At 72.5% G+C, this 16,776-nt stretch carries 10 protein-coding genes; 3 read left to right on the forward strand and 7 right to left on the reverse strand.

The features are described 5' to 3' along the window. Nucleotides 1-1,902, reverse strand: coding sequence for an acyl-CoA dehydrogenase family protein (locus ACYVPE_RS31145; protein WP_461037113.1), 1,902 nt, complete (start codon nucleotides 1,900-1,902; stop codon nucleotides 1-3). 304 nt (nucleotides 1,903-2,206) lie between these two features. Between ACYVPE_RS31145 and ACYVPE_RS31150 the strand changes: the two genes are divergently transcribed. After that, nucleotides 2,207-3,265 (forward strand): LacI family DNA-binding transcriptional regulator, encoded by a 1,059-nt coding sequence (locus ACYVPE_RS31150; protein ID WP_461037114.1) that lies wholly within the window; start codon nucleotides 2,207-2,209, stop codon nucleotides 3,263-3,265. A 49-nt stretch (nucleotides 3,266-3,314) separates the two neighbouring features. Here ACYVPE_RS31150 and ACYVPE_RS31155 read toward each other — a convergent pair whose 3' ends face one another. Genes ACYVPE_RS31155 through ACYVPE_RS31175 form a run of 5 tightly spaced genes read right to left on the reverse strand, consistent with a single transcriptional unit; the run spans nucleotide 3,315 to nucleotide 9,719 of the window. Further along, a complete protein-coding gene (locus ACYVPE_RS31155; RefSeq protein ID WP_461037115.1) occupies nucleotides 3,315-4,040 on the reverse strand; it encodes a GH12 family glycosyl hydrolase domain-containing protein in 726 nt (241 codons plus the stop codon). Nucleotides 4,041-4,082: 42 nt separating this feature from the next. Beyond that, nucleotides 4,083-6,071, reverse strand: a complete 1,989-nt coding sequence (locus tag ACYVPE_RS31160; RefSeq protein ID WP_461037116.1) for a beta-galactosidase — start codon at nucleotides 6,069-6,071, stop codon at nucleotides 4,083-4,085. Nucleotides 6,072-6,096: 25 nt separating this feature from the next. After that, the gene (locus ACYVPE_RS31165) at nucleotides 6,097-7,035 is read right to left on the reverse strand and encodes a carbohydrate ABC transporter permease (RefSeq protein WP_461037117.1); all 939 of its coding nucleotides are present in this window, start codon (nucleotides 7,033-7,035) and stop codon (nucleotides 6,097-6,099) included. Beyond that, nucleotides 7,032-8,081: an ABC transporter permease gene (locus tag ACYVPE_RS31170; RefSeq protein WP_461037118.1), complete on the reverse strand. Its 1,050-nt coding sequence runs from the start codon at nucleotides 8,079-8,081 to the stop codon at nucleotides 7,032-7,034. Before ACYVPE_RS31170 ends, ACYVPE_RS31165 begins: the two co-directional genes overlap by 4 nt. A gap of 27 nt (nucleotides 8,082-8,108) precedes the next feature. Beyond that, nucleotides 8,109-9,719 carry an extracellular solute-binding protein gene (locus ACYVPE_RS31175; protein ID WP_461037119.1) on the reverse strand — a complete coding sequence of 537 codons (1,611 nt, stop codon included), beginning with the start codon at nucleotides 9,717-9,719 and terminating at the stop codon, nucleotides 8,109-8,111. Between the two features lie 369 nt (nucleotides 9,720-10,088). On the opposite strand from ACYVPE_RS31175, the gene ACYVPE_RS31180 reads away from it, so the two are divergent. Next, nucleotides 10,089-12,998, forward strand: a complete 2,910-nt coding sequence (locus ACYVPE_RS31180) for a glycoside hydrolase family 3 C-terminal domain-containing protein (protein WP_461037120.1) — start codon at nucleotides 10,089-10,091, stop codon at nucleotides 12,996-12,998. Between the two features lie 621 nt (nucleotides 12,999-13,619). Here the strand turns inward: ACYVPE_RS31180 and ACYVPE_RS31185 are convergent. Further along, nucleotides 13,620-15,074, reverse strand: a complete 1,455-nt coding sequence (locus tag ACYVPE_RS31185; protein WP_461037121.1) for an aldehyde dehydrogenase family protein — start codon at nucleotides 15,072-15,074, stop codon at nucleotides 13,620-13,622. 229 nt (nucleotides 15,075-15,303) lie between these two features. Between ACYVPE_RS31185 and ACYVPE_RS31190 the strand changes: the two genes are divergently transcribed. Next, complete coding sequence (locus ACYVPE_RS31190; protein WP_461037122.1) at nucleotides 15,304-16,611, forward strand: M14 family metallopeptidase; 1,308 nt, start codon at nucleotides 15,304-15,306, stop codon at nucleotides 16,609-16,611. Nucleotides 16,612-16,776: the final 165 nt, after the last annotated feature.

Genomic DNA, 16,776 nt, shown 5'->3' on the forward strand with positions numbered 1-16,776 from the left:
TCAGGGGATGTGGCGGTGGACGTTGGGGGTGGTGGCGGGTCCCGGGGTGGCCTCGGCGATCCAGGGGCCCTCGGCGGTGGGGGCGAGGATGCCGTCCTCCAGCCACGCGTAGTCGCCTTCGAGCAGGCCGCGGACGAGGGCCTGGTCGGCGGCGTCCGAGTTGTGGAGGAGCTCGGTGAAGAGCGCCTCGACCCGGTGCCGGGCCTGGCGGCAGAAGACGTCGGCGAGCCGGTAGGCCTCCCGGCCGTGGTCCTCCTCGTCGCGGAGGCGTTCCGCGTGCACGCAGGCGGCGGTCATCACGAAGAGCTCGGAGCCGATGTCGACGATGCGGGCGAGCAGCCGCTGTTTGGTCTCCAGTCGGCCGCGCCAGCGGGACATCGCCCAGAACGTCTCGCGGGCCAGCCGGCGGGCCGCGCGCTCCGCGTAGCGGAGGTGGGCGGCCAGGTTGGGGTGTCGGGAGACGTGGAAGTCGCCGTAGGCAAGCGGGAGTTGGCCGCGTCCCACGGCCAGGGACGGCAGCCAGCGGGCGTAGAAGCGGCCGGCCGAGGTGAGGGCGCGGCGCTTCTCGGTGAGGGAGGAGTCGGGCTCGATGAGCCCGCCGGCGACCTTCAGGTGGGTGTCCACGGCCTCGCGGGCGATGAGCAGCCGCATGATCTCGCTGGAGCCCTCGAAGATCCGGTAGATCCGCAGGTCGCGCAGGAGTTGTTCGACCGGGATGCCGCGCTCGCCGCGGGCGGTGAGCGAGTCGGCGGTCTCGTAGCCGCGGCCGCCGCGGATCTGGACCAGGTCGTCGGCCATCCGCCAGGCCATCTCGCTGCCGTAGAGCTTGGCGATGGCGGCCTCGATCCGGATGTCGCGGCGGCCCTCGTCGGCCATCTCGCTGACCAGTTCGAGCACCGCCTCCATGGCGAAGGTGGTGGCGGCGATGAACGCGAGCCGGGAGCCGATGGCCTCGTGCCTGGCGATGGGCTTGCCCCACTGGATCCTGGCCTGGGACCACTCGCGGCCCACCCGCAGGCACCACTTGCCGGCGGCGGCGCAGGTGGCCGGCATGGCGAGCCGGCCGGTGGTGAGGGTGGTCAGCGCGATCCGCAGGCCCTGCCCCTCCTCGCCGATCCGGTTGGCGGCCGGCACCCGGACCCGGTGCAGCCGGGTGACGCCGTTCTCCAGGCCGCGCAGGCCCATGAACTCGTTGCGGTGCTCGACGGTGACACCGGGGGTCGTCGCCTCGACCACGAAGGCGGTGATGCCGACCTCTGGCACCTTGGCCAGCACGACGAGCAGGTCGGCGACGACGCCGTTGGTGGTCCAGAGCTTGACGCCGTCCAGCACGTAGTCGTCGCCGTCCCGGACGGCGGTGGTGCCGAGGCGGGCGGGGTCGGAGCCGACGTCGGGCTCGGTGAGCAGGAAGGCCGAGATCTCGCCCGCGGCGCAGCGCGGCAGGAAGGCACGTTTCTGCTCCTCGGAGCCGAAGAGCTTCAGCGGCTCGGGCACCCCGATGGACTGATGGGCGGAGAGCATCGCGCCGACGGCCGGGCTGGCGGAGCCGACCAGGGCGAGGGCGCGGTTGTAGTAGAGGTGGTTGAGCCCGATCCCGCCGTACTCGGGGGCGATCTTCATGCCGAAGGCGCCGAGCTCGCGGAGCCCGGCGACCACCGCGTCGGGCACCCGGCCCTCGCGGTCGATGCGGGCGCCGTCGATCTCGCGCTCGCTGAAGGCCCGGAGCCGGTCGAGGAACGCCTGCCCGTGCCGGGCGGCCTCCGGATCCGGCTGGGGGCGTGGATGGACGAGGTCGAGCCTGAGGCGGCCGAGGAACAGTTCGCGAGCGAAGCTCGGCCCCCGCCACTCGCGCTGCCTGGCGCCCTCGGCCACCCGGCGGGCCTCGTCCTCGGAGACGGTCATGCACGCTCACCTCGCCCTCGCCGTCGGCGGCGTCCTCGGAAGGTGTCATTCCGTTGTTACCCGATGTGTGGCCCCGTGTATCAGTCGAAGCTCGGACAGTAGTCGGAATCTGCCCCTCGAAAGAGTGACGAAGGGGTGTCGTGGCGGCCGTGCGACGGGGTCGTCGAGGCGCCGTCGACGCGTCGTCGAACTGCCGTTGAAGCGCTTCGATACATCCCTGGACACGGAGAGTTGATCGGTCTATGGTCAACGCGGTTGCACTGCCGTTCGCCGTCGAAGCGCTTCACTCCACCTGGGAGGGCATATGGTCACGCTCGCCGAGGTCGCCCGGCACGCCGGCGTCTCAGCCAGCACGGTGAGTTATGTCCTCAGCGGTAAGCGGACCATCTCGGCCCAGACCAGGGAGCGCGTCGAGCGGAGCATCAGGGAGCTCGGCTACCACCCGAACGCCGGAGCCCGGGCGCTGGCCAGCAGCAGGTCGAACATCATCGCGCTGATGATGCCGCTGCGCACCGAGATGTACCTCCCGGTGATGATGGAGATCGCCATCGCCGTGGCCACCACCGCCCGCGAGCACGCGCACGACGTGCTGCTGCTCACCGGCCAGGAGGGCCCTGAGGCGATGCGGCGGGTGGCCGGCAGCGGTCTCGCCGACGCGATGATCCTGATGGACGTGGAGCTGGAGGACGAGCGGCTGCCGCTGGTGCGCGAGACCAGGCGCCCCGCCGTGCTGATCGGCCTGCCGGCCGACACCGACGAACTCACCTGTGTGGACCTGGACTTCGCGGAGACCGGGCGGCAGTGCGTCTCGCACCTCGCGGGCCTCGGGCACCGGGAGATCGCGATGGTCGGCGAGGCGGCCGCGGTCTACGAGCGGCGCACCGGCTTCGCCGAGCGGACCATCCTCGGGGTGCGGGAGCGGGCTGCCGAGTTGGGGGTGCGGGTGCTGCACCGGCCGTGCGAGGGCACCTACGAGTCGATGGCCGGCACGCTCTCCCGGATCTTCGACGAGCGCCCGGGCACCACCGCGATCATCGTGCAGAACGAGGAGGTGATCGGCCCGATGCTCAGCCTGCTGCGGCAGCAGGGCAGGGCGGTGCCCGAGGACATCTCGGTGGTGGCGGTCTGCCCGGAGCAGGTGGCCACCCAGCAGGCGGTGGCGCTGACGTCGGTGGCCATCCCGGCCTTCGAGATGGGGCGGCGGGCCGTGGAGCTGGTGATGGCCGGGGTGCGGGCCGAGGCCGCGGGCCAGCCCGCCACCACCCACACCGAGCTGCTCCCGCCGAGGCTGACCGTCCGGGCGAGCACCGGTCCCGCCACCGGCGTGCCGGTCGCCGACGCGCCGTCGGCCGCGGCCCGCTGAACGACCGGTCCGCCCGGCGGCGTGAACGCCGCCGGGCGATGTCCCGGCCTCAGCTGTAGCTGACGCCGAACGAGTTGGTGGTGAAGTTCAGCCCGCCGGCCGACGAGGTGATCTCGTAGCCGAACTGGACGTCGCCGATGGGTTCGTTCGACGGCCACCAGCCCTGGGTCGCGATCCACCGCAGGATCGGCAGGATGTTCACCGAGCCCGAGTAGGAGTTGCCGCCGACGCGGAGGAACGAGTAGACGTTGTTGGCCCCGTTGCTGCCCCGGTAGACGTCCCAGGTGTGGCCGCCCTGGGTGACCCGGGTCTGGTAGCTGCCGAGCGGGCCGACCGGGCCCGTCCAGTTCATCCAGAGCATGACCTCGTGGTCGTAGTCGGTGTCCCAGATGTCGTACGTGGTGTTGTAGGCGCCGGACGACGGGACGGTGACGTTGTAGTTGCTGCTCAGCGAGTTGAGCTGGTTGAGCGGCCGGTTCACGATCCGCTTGGCGTTGGGGTAGGACTTGATGCCACCGGTGTTGGGGTGGTTCGCCCAGACCCCCCAGTTGCTGTAGCTGTTGGCCCAGATGGTCTGGGAGCCGGCGCCCGAGCCCCAGATGTTGTTGTAGAGGATGTATCCGCCGTTGTTCCAGGTGCCCCACTGGTCGGAGCTCTCCCAGGTGGCGGCGTGAGCCGAGGTGGCGGTGGTGAGGGTGAGGCCGAACGCCGCGAGCACGGCGATCAGCGGCGTGATGACGCGGTTCAGGAAGAGCTTGCGTGCGGCTCGTATCACGGTGGTGCGTCTCCCTTCGGGGGTGGGGGGAGCGTGGGGGGATCAGGACCGCAGCACGGCCGCGCCGTTGCGGTCCAGTCTCACCTCCTCCTCGTGGTGCGCGCCGGTGAGCAGGTCGGTGGCCGGCGCCGGGAGGCGTGCGGTCACCCCTTCCGCCCGGTGGTTGAGGAGGAAGAGCAGGGGGCCGCGCCTGACCGCCTCGACGCCTTCGGGCAGCGCGGGCAGCACGGGCGCCACGCCGGCGGTGGCGGCGGCGGCGGCCAACAGGTCGGCCAGCGCGGCGGGTTCGGGCAGCGTCGAGAGGTACCAGGCGGAGCCGGCGCCGTGCCGGGCGCGGGTGATGGCGGGGCGGCCGGCCAGCTCGCCCTCGGCGTAGGCGGCCACGGTCTCGGCGTCGGCCGGCTCCAGGTCCTCGCTCCACAGCGTGCCCGCGGTGCCGTCGTCGAGCCTGACGGCCGAGCCGGACGGTAGCGGGCACCACTCGTGGACGGTCGCCAGGCCGAGGACGCGGCGCAGCCTGGCGTCGACGCCGCCCTCGCGGATCCGGTCGTCGGCGTCGGCGACGCCGGTGAAGAAGCCGCAGACCAGGGTGCCGCCGGCGTGGGTCCAGGCGGCGAGGTTGTCGAGGGCGGCGTCGCTCAGCAGGTAGAGCTGGGGGATGACGACCATCCGGTAGCGGTCGAGGTCGGCCTCGGGGTGGGCGAGGTCGGTGGTGAGGTTGCGCCGCCACAGGGCGTGGTGCCAGCGGGCCAGCAGGGCGGCGTGGTCGAGTTCGGCGGAGGGCCGGCCGGGCTGGCCGCTGGCCCACCAGGCGGGCCAGTCGTGGAGGATGGCGATGTCGGCGGGCACGGTGGTGCCCACCGCCGGCGCGAGCGCGCCGAGTTCGGCGCCGAGGGCGGCGATCCGGCGGAAGCCGCGGGAGCGTTCGCCGGCGTGCGGCAGCATCGCCGAGTGGAACTTCTCGCTGCCCTGCCGGGACTGCCGCCACTGGAAGAAGCAGACGGCGTCGGCGCCGCGGGCCACGGCCTGGAGCGACCAGAGCCGGGTGGTGCCCTCGGGCTTGACCACGTTGACCTGGCGGAAGTTGACGGCGGAGGCGGCCTGTTCCATCAGCATCCAGGGGCCGCGGGCCTGGGAGCGGGTGAGGTCCTGGACGAGCGCGCCGTGGGCGGGCCCGGCCGGTTCTTCGAAGGTGGCCGCCGGCTCCGGGTAGATGTCGACGGAGACGATGTCCTCCTCCGCCGCCCAGCGCCAACCGTCCTGCCCGGCGAACAGCGGCATGAAGTTGGTGGTGACGGGGACGTGCGGGCTGTGGGTGGCGACGATGTCGCGTTCCGCGGTGAAGCACTCCAGGAGCGCGTCGCTGGTGAAGCGGCGGAAGTCCAGGAGCTGCGCCGGGTTGTTGAGGTACTGGGCGCGGCGGGGCGGGATGATCTCGTCCCAGGAGTCGTAGCGCTGGCTCCAGAACGCGGTGCCCCAGGCCTCGTTGAGCGCGTCCAGGCCGCCGTGCCGGTCGCGCAGCCAGCGCCGGAAGTGGCGGGCGGTCTCGTCGCACCAACACGGGGTGCAGTACTCGTTGTTGATGTGCCAGACGCGGAGCGCCGGGTGGTCGCCGTAGCGGGCGGCCAGGTCCTCGGTGATGCGGGCGGCGTGCTCGCGGTAGACCGGGGAGGAGGCGCAGAACTGGTTGCGCGAGCCGTACCAGACGACCGCGCCGGTCTCGTCCCGCGGCAGGGTCTCGGGGTGGCGGGCGCCGAGCCAGGGGGGCGGCGAGGCGGTCGGCGTGGCCAGCGCGACGCCGACGCCGGCGTCGTGCAGCAGCCCGAGCACGGTGTCGAGCCACCCGAAGTTCCGTGCCCCCGGCCGGGGTTCGAGGGTGGCCCAGGAGAAGACGCCGACGGTGGCCAGGTTGACCCCGGCCTCCTTCATCAGCCTGACGTCCTCCCGCCAGACCTCGGGCGACCACTGCTCCGGGTTGTAGTCCCCGCCGAACAGCACCCTGCCCCGCGTCGCGTCCGCGAGCCCTGCCATGGTGTTCTCCTCCCGCCGATCTCCGTCAGCCCTTGACGGCACCGATCAGCATGCCCTTCTTGAAGTGCCGTTGGACGAACGGCGAGAGCACGGCGACCGGGAGCAGGGCCAGCACCATGACGGCGGTCTGCACCGCGAGGCTGGGGATCTGTCCGGTGCCGATCGCCTGGGCCATGCCGGCGGGGCGTTCGCCGGCGATCACGATCTGCTGGAGGACGTTCTGCAGCGGCAGCTTCTCCTGGTCGGTGATGTAGATGAAGCCGGCGAACCAGTTGCCCCAGTAGGCGACGGCGTAGAAGAGCGAGATCACGGCGAGCACGGCGCGGGAGAGCGGCAGCACGATCCCCCACAGGATGCGGACCTCGCTGGCACCGTCGATGCGGGCGCTGTCGATGATCTCCTGGCCGACGTTCATGAAGAAGGCGCGCAGCACCAGGATGTTGAAGACGTTGACCGCCATCGGCAGGATCAGCGCGGCGTAGCTGTTCATCAACCCCAGGCTCTGGATCAGCAGGTAGGTGGGGATGATGCCGGCGCCGCCGAAGAACATGGTGGCCATCAGGGTGAACAGCAGGGTGCGGTGCCAGAGCGAGCCGAGCCTGGAGAGCCCGTAGGCGGCCAGGATCGAGACCGCCATGGAGAGCAGGGTGCCGACGACGGTGACCCCGATGGAGACCATCATGGCCCGGGAGACCTCGCCGCCGCTGAGCAGCTCGCGGTAGGCGTCCAGGCTGATGCCCTGCGGCCAGACCACGAGCCCGCCGCTGCGGGAGATCGTCTCGGCGTCGGAGAGCGAGGTGACGAGGACGATCCACAGAGGGAAGAGGATCGCGAGCAGGGCGATGCCGAGGATGGTGCCCTTGGCGGTCAGCCCGACGCGGGTGGGTGGTTCCTCCCAGGCCGGCCGCACGCGCTTGCCGACCTCCTTCTCCTCGTCGTGGACGAGGACGCTGGTGTCGCTCATCGGCGCGAGTACACCCCCTGTTCGCCCATCGCGTGGGCTACCCGGTTGGCGGCCAGCACCAGTCCCACGCTGAAGATTCCCTTGACGATGCCGATGGCCGCCGCGTAGCTGAAGTCGCCGCCCTCGATGCCGCGGTGCCAGACGTAGGTGTCGAGCACCTCGGAGGCGCCGGGGCCGACGGCCGTGCGTTGGATGAGGTACTGCTCGCCGCCGATCGTCAGCATGTTGCCGACCTGGAGGACGAGCAGCAGCGCGATGACGGGGCGCAGCGCGGGCAGTGTGACGTGCCACATGCGGCGCCAGCGGCCGGCGCCGTCGACCGCGGCCGACTCGTAGAGCTCGGTGTTGACGGTGGAGAGCGCGGCGAGGAAGACGATGATCCCCCAGCCGGCGTCCTTCCACATCACCTGGGCGGTGATCAGCCACTTGAAGAATCCTGGGTCGGTCATCAGGTCGAAGCTGTCGGTCCAACCCCAGTCGCGGAACAGCTGGGCGAGCAGGCCCGCGCCGCCGAACAGCTGCTGGAAGACGGTGATGACCAGCACCCAGGAGAAGAAGTGCGGCAGGTAGAGCACGGCCTGGGACCAGGCGCGGACCTTGCTGTGCAGCACGCTGTTGATCAGCAGGGCGAGCGCGATGGGCACCGGGAAGTAGAAGAGCAGTTGGAGCCCGGAGAACATCAGGGTGTTCTGGACGGCCCGCCAGAAGTCGCGGTCGTCCATCATCCGTTGGAAGTTCTCCCAGCCGGTCCAGGCGCTGTTGGCCATGGAGTCGAAGAAGCCGTCGCCGGCGTACGGGCTGTAGAACTGGAAGGCGATGACGTTGCCGGCGATCGGGAGGTAGGCGAAGACCACCAGCAGGGCGACGGCCGGCAGCGTCATCAGGATGAGCGCGTAGTCGCGGCGCAGCTTGTGCCGGAACGTGATGCCGCCCGGCGGGGTCGCGGACCGCCGGCGCCCCCGGCCGGCCGCCGCCGCCTCGGCCGCCGGCGGGTCGCCGCCGCCCTCCGCCGGCGCCGGGGGGCGTGGAACCGTGCTCTGGGACACGGGAGCTCCTTCGTCTGTGGCCGACGGTCAGGCGTCGTCTTCGTCCAGCAGCCGCTGGTAGAAGTCGCGCAGCTCGTCGCCGCCGTTGCGGCGCCAGTCGGCCACGGCGTTCTGCATGTCGCGGATGGACTGGCGGCCGCGCACGACGTCGTCCTCCAGGTCCTCGAAGCCGTCGTTGATGTTGGCGAGCCGGGCGGGCTCCTGGATCTGGCGGCCGTAGAACAGCGGCTCGCGGGCGAAGGCCAGGTTGCGCTTCTGCCAGCCCGTCTGGTCCTCGACCATCTGCGGGGTGTCGGACCAGGCGATGGTGTGCTGCGGGGTGGCGATGAAGGTGTAGGTCTCGGGGATGACCTCGGTCTGGCCCAGGTCGGTGCGGACCGGCTGGCCGCCCTCCAGGTTGTAGTGGGTTCCCTCGATGCCGAAGGTGCGCAGCCGGTTCTCCACGGTGCCGTAGGGCGCGGCGGTGTAGTTGGCGATCTGGAGCGCCTCGCGGATGCGGTCCTCGGAGAGGTTCTTGTTGACGAAGGTCCAGATGGTGGAGCCGTTGCCCAGGTGGAGCACCGGGTCGTTGCCGCCGGCGCCGAAGTAGTCGAAGGCGTTCATCCGGAAGTCGGGGTTGGCGGAGAGTTGTTCGACGACCATGTTGTGCCAGACCCCGTCGCCGGTGAACATCATCAGGGTCTCGCCCGAGGTGAAGCGCTGGTTGGGGTCGCCGGAGACGGCCACCGAGTCGGGGTGGACGAGGCCCGCGTCGAAGAGACGGCGGGTCCACTCCAGCGCTTCCAGGTACTCGTCGGTCTCGTAGCGGTTGATCAGCTGGCCGTTGTCGCCCCGGGTGAAGTAGTTGGGCCGTTCGGGCAGCACGCCGAAGATGACCCACGCGGCCCACTTGACGTTTGACTCGAGGGCCCAGACCCGGTCGCCGGGTGAGGTGATCTCCTGACAGAGGGCGACGAAGTCGTCGGTGTTGGTGGGCACCTCCCAGCCGTTCGCCTCGAAGATGTCCTGCCGGTAGAAGGGCGCCACGCCGCCGATGGGGGCGGCCGGCATGGGCAGGCCGCGCAGCGCGCCGCCGAAGACGGAGGGCTGCCAGGCGGCGGTGGGGATGGCGGCGAGGTTGGGGTAGTCGAGGACGGCGTCGCCGGAGAGGAACGGGCCGAGGTCGGCGAAGCGGCTGCTGACGGCCTGCGGGATCTGGCCGGTGAGCTCCCAGCTCGGGATGCAGACCAGGTCGGGGATGTCGCTGCCGGCCAGCACCGCGCCGAGACGCTCGCCGTAGGTGTTGCCGTCCTGGGTCTGCCAGTTGATCCGGACGCCGATGCCCTCGTCCATGGCGGTCCAGAAGGCGTTGCCGGCGTCCGGCGGGGTGCCCCAGAGCGGCGTCATGGCGGTGAACTCGCCACCCCCGCCGAGGGGTTCTGGCACCGAGACGCCCAGCTCCTCCTGCGGGATCCAGCGGGTGTAGCCGGGGCTCGACCCGTTCTCGGCGGCGATGTCGGGCCGCACCGCGACGTCGGACTCCTGAAAGGTCGGCAGGATGCGCTCCAGGTCCGACTCCGAGGCCCGGCCCTCCTCGCCGCCACCGCCGCCCCCACCACCACCGCCGCCGCACGCGGAGAGCAGTGGCACGCCACCCATGGTCGCCGCGGCTGCGATCGCCGAGGACGCGAGGAAGTTTCTTCGACTAGGTCCGGGGCGTGAGTTGGGCATGCTCGTCAACCCTTCGTGGCTCTGCTTCATCGCAAGACCGTGGCGCAGGATGGTCGAAGCGCTTCGATGTTGCGCTGAGGTTAAGACCCCCCAAGTAGCCGCACAAGCCCTGCTTCACAGAAAATTCGACGCGCTTTCGAAGGCGTCGCAGGCCCGAGAGGCCAGGAGAAGACAGGGTAACCAAGGAGATGACGAGTCGTTGTCGAACGCTCTCTTGACAGACGCACCCTCAGAATCCCAGCATCGAAGCGCTTCGAAAACGGCTGTGGCAACGCGGTCGTGTCGACGATCGAGGCGATGCCCGTGACCGCGAGGGAACCTGGGGAACCAGAAGTGACAGACGGACCACCACCGTTCCGCGATCCGGCGCTGAGCGTGGCGGAGCGTGTCGCCGACCTGCTCGGCCGGCTCACGCTCGACGAACGCCTCGCGATGCTGCACCAGTTCGCGCCGGAGGTGCCGCGGCTCGGGCTGCCCGCGTTCCGCACCGGCCAGGAGGCCCTGCACGGGGTGGCCTGGATGGGGCAGGCGACCGTCTTCCCACAGGCCGTGGGTCTCGGCGCCACCTGGGACGACGCGTTGGTGCGCCGGGTCGGCGAGGCCACCGGCCGGGAGGTGCGCGCGATGCGCGCCTCGGACGAGCGGGTGGGGCTCAACGTCTGGTCCCCCACCGTCAACCTGCTGCGCCACCCGCTGTGGGGCCGCAACGAGGAGGGCTACGCGGAGGACCCGGCGCTCACCGCCGCCCTGGCCACCGCCTACACCCGCGGGCTGCGCGGCGACCACCCGCACTACTGGCGTACCGCCCCGGTCCTCAAGCACTGGCTGGCCCACAACCACGAGGAGCGCCGCGACACCGCCTCCACCTCGGTGCGGCCCCGGGTGCTGCACGAGTACGAACTGCCGGCCTTCCGCGGCCCGGTGGCGGCCGGCGCGGTGGCCGGCGTGATGCCCGCCTACAACCTGGTCAACGGCCGCCCCAACACCCTGTCGTCGCTGCTGGCCAGCGAGCTGCGCACCTGGACCGACCTGCCGCTCGTCGTCTGCTCCGACGCCTACGCGCCCGGCAACATCGCCGGCTCCCAGGGGTATCTCCCGGACCACGAGCGGGGGTTGGCCGCCGCGCTGCGCGCCGGCGTGGACAGCTTCACCGACCACGGCGAGGACTCGGCCCCGACGGTGACCCGGCTCACCGAGGCGCTGCGCCGCGGGCTGATCACCGAGGACGACGTCGACACGGCCGTCGGCCGGCTCCTCGGCATGCGGTTCCGGCTCGGCCAGTTCGACCCGGAACTCGACCCGCACCCCGCGGACGCGGCGTTCGACACCCCCGAGCACCGGGAGTTGGCGGTGCGGGCCGCCGAGGCCGCCGTGGTGCTGCTGAAGAACGACGGGCTGCTGCCGCTGGCGCCCGGCACCCGGGTGGCGGTGGTCGGCCCGCTGGCCGACGAGGTCAAGCTCGACTGGTACAGCGGCTCGCTGCTGCGTCGCAGCAGTCCGCTCGACGGGCTGCGCGACCATCCGGCCGTCGCCGCCACCACCTTCGCGGACGGCGCGGACGTGGTCCGGCTGCGCACCGCGGTCGGCTGGGTGCGGGTGCCGGACGGCGGCGCCGACGTGGAGCTCTCCGAGGCCGCCGCGCTCGACCCGGCGCTGCTGCGCGGCCGCACCGACCTGCCGCCGCTGGCCGGCGACGCGGCGCCCGAGGACGCGACCCCGCTGCGGCTCGTCGACTGGGGCCACGGGGTGCTGACGCTGCGCGCCCCCGCCGGGGGCTACCTGTCCGTCGCGGACGACGGCCTGCTGCGGGCCTCCGCCGCACAGCCCGGCGGCTGGGTGGTCCAGGAGACGTTCACCTTGGAGCCGCACGGCGGAGGCCACCTCCTGCGGCATCGGGGAACCGGCAACCATGTGTGTGTCGCCGCCGGCCGGCTGAAGGTTGCCGGGGACGGCGAGACCGGCGACGTCTTCCACGTGGAGACGGTGGAGCGGGGCGCGGACGCGGTGGCCGCGGCCGCCGCCGAGGCCGACGTGGTGCTCGTGGTGGCCGGCAACGACCCGCACATCAACGGCCGGGAGACCGAGGACCGCCTCACGCTCGCCCTGCCGCCGGCCCAGGACCTGCTGTGGCGGGCGGCGCACGCCGCCAACCCGCGCACCGCGCTGGTGCTGGTCTCGTCCTACCCCTACGCCGTGCCGGAGGCGGACGCCGCGCTGCCCGCGCTGCTGTGGACCGCGCACGGCGGCCAGGCCGCGGGCACCGCCCTCGCCAGGGTGCTGTGCGGCGACGTCTCACCGGCCGGCCGGCTGCCGCAGACCTGGTACGCCGACGACGCCGAGCTGCCGGGGCTGCTGGACTACGACCTGATCGCGGCGCGGGCCACCTACCTCTACTACGACGGCACCCCGCTCTACCCCTTCGGCCACGGCCTCTCCTACACCTCGTTCGACCACACGGAGCTGGTGGTCGCCACGGACGGCGAGACGCTGCGCGCCGAGGTGACCGTCACCAACACCGGACGGACGGCGGGTGACGAGGTCGTCCAGCTCTACGCCGCCGCGCCCGACGCGAGCGTGCCCCGTCCGCACGGGTGGCTGATCGCCCACCGGCGGATCACGCTCACGCCGGGCGAGAGCCGGCGGCTCACCTTCACGGTGCCGGCGCGTTCCGCGCTGGGTTTCCATGACGTCGCGCACGGCCGGTGGGCGGTCGAGCCGGGCGCGTACGCGGTGCGGGTCGGCGCGTCGAGCCGGGACATCCGGCAGACCGCGACCGTGCAGCTGACCGGGGAACCGGTCGGCCCACGGCCGGTTGGACGCGCCGGCCTTGCCGCCGTCGACTTCGACGAGAGCGAGGGCGTGCGGATCGTCGACCGCGGCCTGGTCGCCGGCGACGCGGTGGCCGCGCCTGGCCCCGGCGAGCCCGGCCGACTCCGGTTCCGCGCCTGCGACTTCGGCGAGACCGGGATCGGGCGCGTGCGGCTCCTCGCGTCCCGCGAGGAGCCGGGCGAGGCCCTGGTCGAGCTGCGCGTGCCCGACCTCGACCTCGCGATCCCCCTGCGGGTGCCGACCACCGGCGACCGCTACGACTACGCGTCGGTCACCGTCGAACTCCCCGACGCGGCACCGTCGTTGACGGGGGTGCACGACGTGGAGCTGGTCCTGCGGGACGGTCCCCTGCGGCTTGACCGGATCGAGTTCACCTGACGGGGTGGGCGGACCGGGGGTTTCGACCCCACCCTTCCGCCTACCGGCGGACCGGCGCCGCGCCCGGGTCGGAAGCCCCGGGGCGGCCGGCGCGACCGCCTGCGCCGGCGGGCCGGGGGGCACGACCGACGGGGTGGTCACGACTGCCGCCGCTGACCCCACCCACCCACCCGTCCGCCTACCGGCGGCACCCGCCGGCCGGGGGCGCTGCGCGCCCCACGGCAGGCCGGCCCCCGCCCAGCCGTCAGTGTCCGGGGCGCTGCGCGCCCCACGGCAGGCCGGCCCCCGCCCAGCCGTCAGTGTCCGGGGCGCTGCGCGCTCCACGGCGGGAACGCCTCGCGGCCGCCCGGCTTCGCCGGTGGGCACGACCGACCCGTGGGCGGGATTGCTGTAGTTCGTCCCAGCCACCCTTCCGCCTGCCGGACGGCCATCGGCCGGCCGGAGCCGCCGACCCGGCCCGCACCCGCCGGCCGGGGCGCTGCGCGCTCCACGGCGGGAACGCCTCGCGGCCGCCCGGGCTGCGCCGCCCGGCGCAGCCGGCGGGGTGGCGGGGGCCGTGTCCCCGCCACCCCGTGCCCGCGCCGTCCAGGACCGGTGCCGCCGGCAGGTGGCGCCGGCGGGTCAGAGCTGGAGGCCGGTGAGGACCATGACCCGCTCGTAGGTGTAGTCCTGCATCGCGAACGCCACGCCCTCGCGGCCGACGCCGGAGTCCTTGACGCCGCCGTACGGCATCTGGTCGGCGCGGTAGGACGGGACGTCGCCGACGATCACGCCGCCGACCTCCAGGGCGCGGTGGGCGCGGAAGGCGGCCTGCAGGTCGTGGGTGAACAGGCCGGCCTGGAGGCCGAAGGTCGAGTCGTTGGCGGCGGCGAACGCGGCCTCCTCGCCCGTCACCCTGGTCACCGACAGCACCGGGCCGAAGACCTCCTCGCAGGCCACCTTGGCGTCGGTCGGCACGTTCTCCAGGATGGTCGGCTGGTAGCTGGCGCCCTGCCGGACGCCGCCGGCCAGCACCTTGGCGCCGGCCGCGGTGGCCTCCTCGACCCAGGACTCGACCCGGCGGGCGGCGTCCTCGCTGACCAGCGGGCCGACGTCGGTGGCGTCGTCGGCCGGGTCGCCGGTGACCAGCGACTCCACGGCGGAGACCAGCCGCGGCAGCAGCCGGTCGTAGACGGCGTCGTCGGCGATCACCCGCTGCACCGAGATGCAGGACTGGCCGCCCTGGTAGTTCGAGAAGGTGGCGATCCGCTGCGCAGCCCAGTCGAGGTCGGCGTCCGAGGCGTAGTCGGCGAGCACGATCGCCGCGCCGTTGCCGCCGAGCTCCAGGGTGACGCGCTTGCGCGGCACCGACTCGCGGATGGCCCAGCCGACCGGCACCGAGCCGGTGAACGAGATGATCGGCAGCCGCGGGTCCCGCACCAGCGGCGGCATCGCGTCGTTCGGTACCGGCAGCACGCTCCAGGAGCCGGCCGGCAGGTCGGTCTCGGCCAGCAGCTCGCCGAGCAGCAGCGCGGAGAGCGGGGTGGCGGGGGCCGGCTTGAGGATGATCGGGGCGCCGGCCGCCAGGGCGGGGGCGACCTTGTGGGCGCAGAGGTTCAGCGGGAAGTTGAAGGGCGCGATGCCGAGCACCGGGCCGTAGGGGATGCGGCGGGTGAGGGCGAGCCGGCCGGCGCCGCCGGCGTCCGCGTCGAGACGCTGGGCGGTGCCGCCGTTGAAGCGGCGGGCCTCGTCGGCGGCCCAGCGGAAGACCGAGGTGCAGCGGGCCACCTCGATCCTGGCCCACTTCATCGGCTTGCCGTTCTCCGCGCTGATCAGCCGCGCGATCTCCTCGGCGCGCTCGCCGAGCCGGCGGCAGACGTGGTCGAGCGCGGCGGCCCGCGCATAGGCCGGGGTCGCGGCGAACTCGTCGGCGACGGCGGCCGCGGCGGCGACCGCCTCCTCCGTCTGCTCGGGGGTGGGCACACTCGCCGTGCCGACGGTCCTGCCGTCCCAGGGCGAGGTGACCTCCAGGGTGTCGTCACCGGTCGCCGGGCGCCCGGCGAGCCAGAACGCCTGCGGGGATGTCGCGGTGGTCATGCCGATCCGCCCTCTCGTCGATCGTCGAACGCGTACGCCTCTCCTTCCACGGTAGGCGCTCGCGCGGCGAAGGGTTCTTGTCCGGTCTGTAGCGGCGCGGCGCGCGGATGGGACGTTTCGTCGGGGTGACACGCGTCCGGATCACACCGGGCGCCATTGACCGGAGCATGCCAGTTCGCCAGCATGTCCCCCACCCCACTCGTCGCACGGACACCCACCAGGAGATGTGTTGCGACTTTCCAGACGAGGCAAGCGGACCACCACCGCGGCCGCCATCGTGTCCCTCGCCCTGGCGATCACCCTCGGGACGCAGGCGAGCGCCGCCCCCTCGCCGGGTGAGCCGGCGGACGCCGTCCCGGTCCAGCAGTACGAGGTCGCCGACGTCGACACCCAGACCGAGCGCACCGAGCTGGCCAGGACCGGCACCCCGATCGACGAGGTGCGCGACTCCTCGGTGGTGGTCACCGCCGACGCGGCGGACGCCACCCGGCTGCGCGACCTGGGCTACGAGCTCACCGCCCTGCCGGGCACGGCCACCGAGCGCAACGACTTCGAGATCTCCGCGCCGTCCGACTACCACACCGTCGCCAACGTGCGGACCATCGTCGACCAGACCGTTGCCGCCTACCCGAACCTGGTCAGCAGCCGGGTGATCGGCCGCTCCTACCAGGGCCGGGACATCATCGCGGTCAAGGTCAGCGCCGACGTGAACGTGGACGAGAACGAGCCGGAGGTCCTCTTCACCCACAACCAGCACGCGCGCGAGCACCTGACCGTGGAGATGGCGCTCTACACGCTGGAGGAGCTGACCACGCAGTACGGCACCGACCCGGAGATCACCCAACTGCTCGACACCCGCGAGGTCTGGCTGATCCCCACGGTCAACCCGGACGGCAAGGTCTACGACCAGGAGACCGCCACCAACTTCCGCAGCTGGCGCAAGAACCGGCAGCCCAACTCGGGCTCGACCGCGGTGGGCACCGACCTCAACCGGAACTGGGACTACCAGTGGGGCTGCTGCGGCGGCTCGTCGGGCAGCACCAGCAGCGAGACCTACCGCGGACCTTCGCCCGAGTCGGGCACGGAGACCCGGGTGGTCGCGGACTTCGTCCGCAGCCGGGTGGTCGGCGGCCAGCAGCAGATCACCGCGCACATCGACTTCCACACCTACAGCGAGCTGGTGCTGTGGCCCTACGGCTACACCTACTCGGACACCGCCGGCGGCCTGACGGCCGACGACGCGGCGGCGTTCCGCGCCCTGGGCACGGAGATGGCCGACACCAACGGCTACACGCCGCAGCAGTCCAGCGACCTGTACATCACGGACGGCTCGATCAACGACTGGATGTGGGCGGAGCAGGGGATCTTCTCCTTCACCTTCGAGATGTACCCGCGGTCCGCCTCGGGCGGCGGCTTCTACCCGCCGGGCAACGTGATCGACCGCGAGACGGCGCGGAACCGGGAGGCGGTGCTGCTGCTTCTCGACTACGCGGACTGCCCTTACCGGATCATCGGTGAGGAAGCGACGTACTGCTGACCCGACCGCCGGGGCGGGTGGACGGGGTTTCTCCCCCACCCACCCGCCCTTTCTCGCGCTCCGCGCGGGGTGGGCCCTGACGGGCCCGGCCGGCCTTCGGCGGCTGCGCCGCCGGGCGGGTGCGGCGCGCTTCGCGCGGGCTGTGGCGGCTACGCCGCCGGGGCG

This window comes from Streptomyces mayteni (genome assembly GCF_054783955.1).

Bases quoted from the DNA above. Each gene is read 5' to 3' on its own strand.
- ACYVPE_RS31145 (WP_461037113.1), bottom strand. From the start codon at position 1,902: ATGACCGTCTCCGAGGACGAGGCCCGCCGGGTGGCCGAGGGCGCCAGG.
- ACYVPE_RS31160 (WP_461037116.1), bottom strand. From the start codon at position 6,071: ATGGCAGGGCTCGCGGACGCGACGCGGGGCAGGGTGCTGTTCGGCGGG.
- ACYVPE_RS31185 (WP_461037121.1), bottom strand. From the start codon at position 15,074: ATGACCACCGCGACATCCCCGCAGGCGTTCTGGCTCGCCGGGCGCCCG.
- ACYVPE_RS31180 (WP_461037120.1), top strand. From the start codon at position 10,089: ATGCCCGTGACCGCGAGGGAACCTGGGGAACCAGAAGTGACAGACGGA.
- ACYVPE_RS31150 (WP_461037114.1), top strand. From the start codon at position 2,207: ATGGTCACGCTCGCCGAGGTCGCCCGGCACGCCGGCGTCTCAGCCAGC.
- ACYVPE_RS31165 (WP_461037117.1), bottom strand. From the start codon at position 7,035: ATGAGCGACACCAGCGTCCTCGTCCACGACGAGGAGAAGGAGGTCGGC.
- ACYVPE_RS31175 (WP_461037119.1), bottom strand. From the start codon at position 9,719: ATGGGTGGCGTGCCACTGCTCTCCGCGTGCGGCGGCGGTGGTGGTGGG.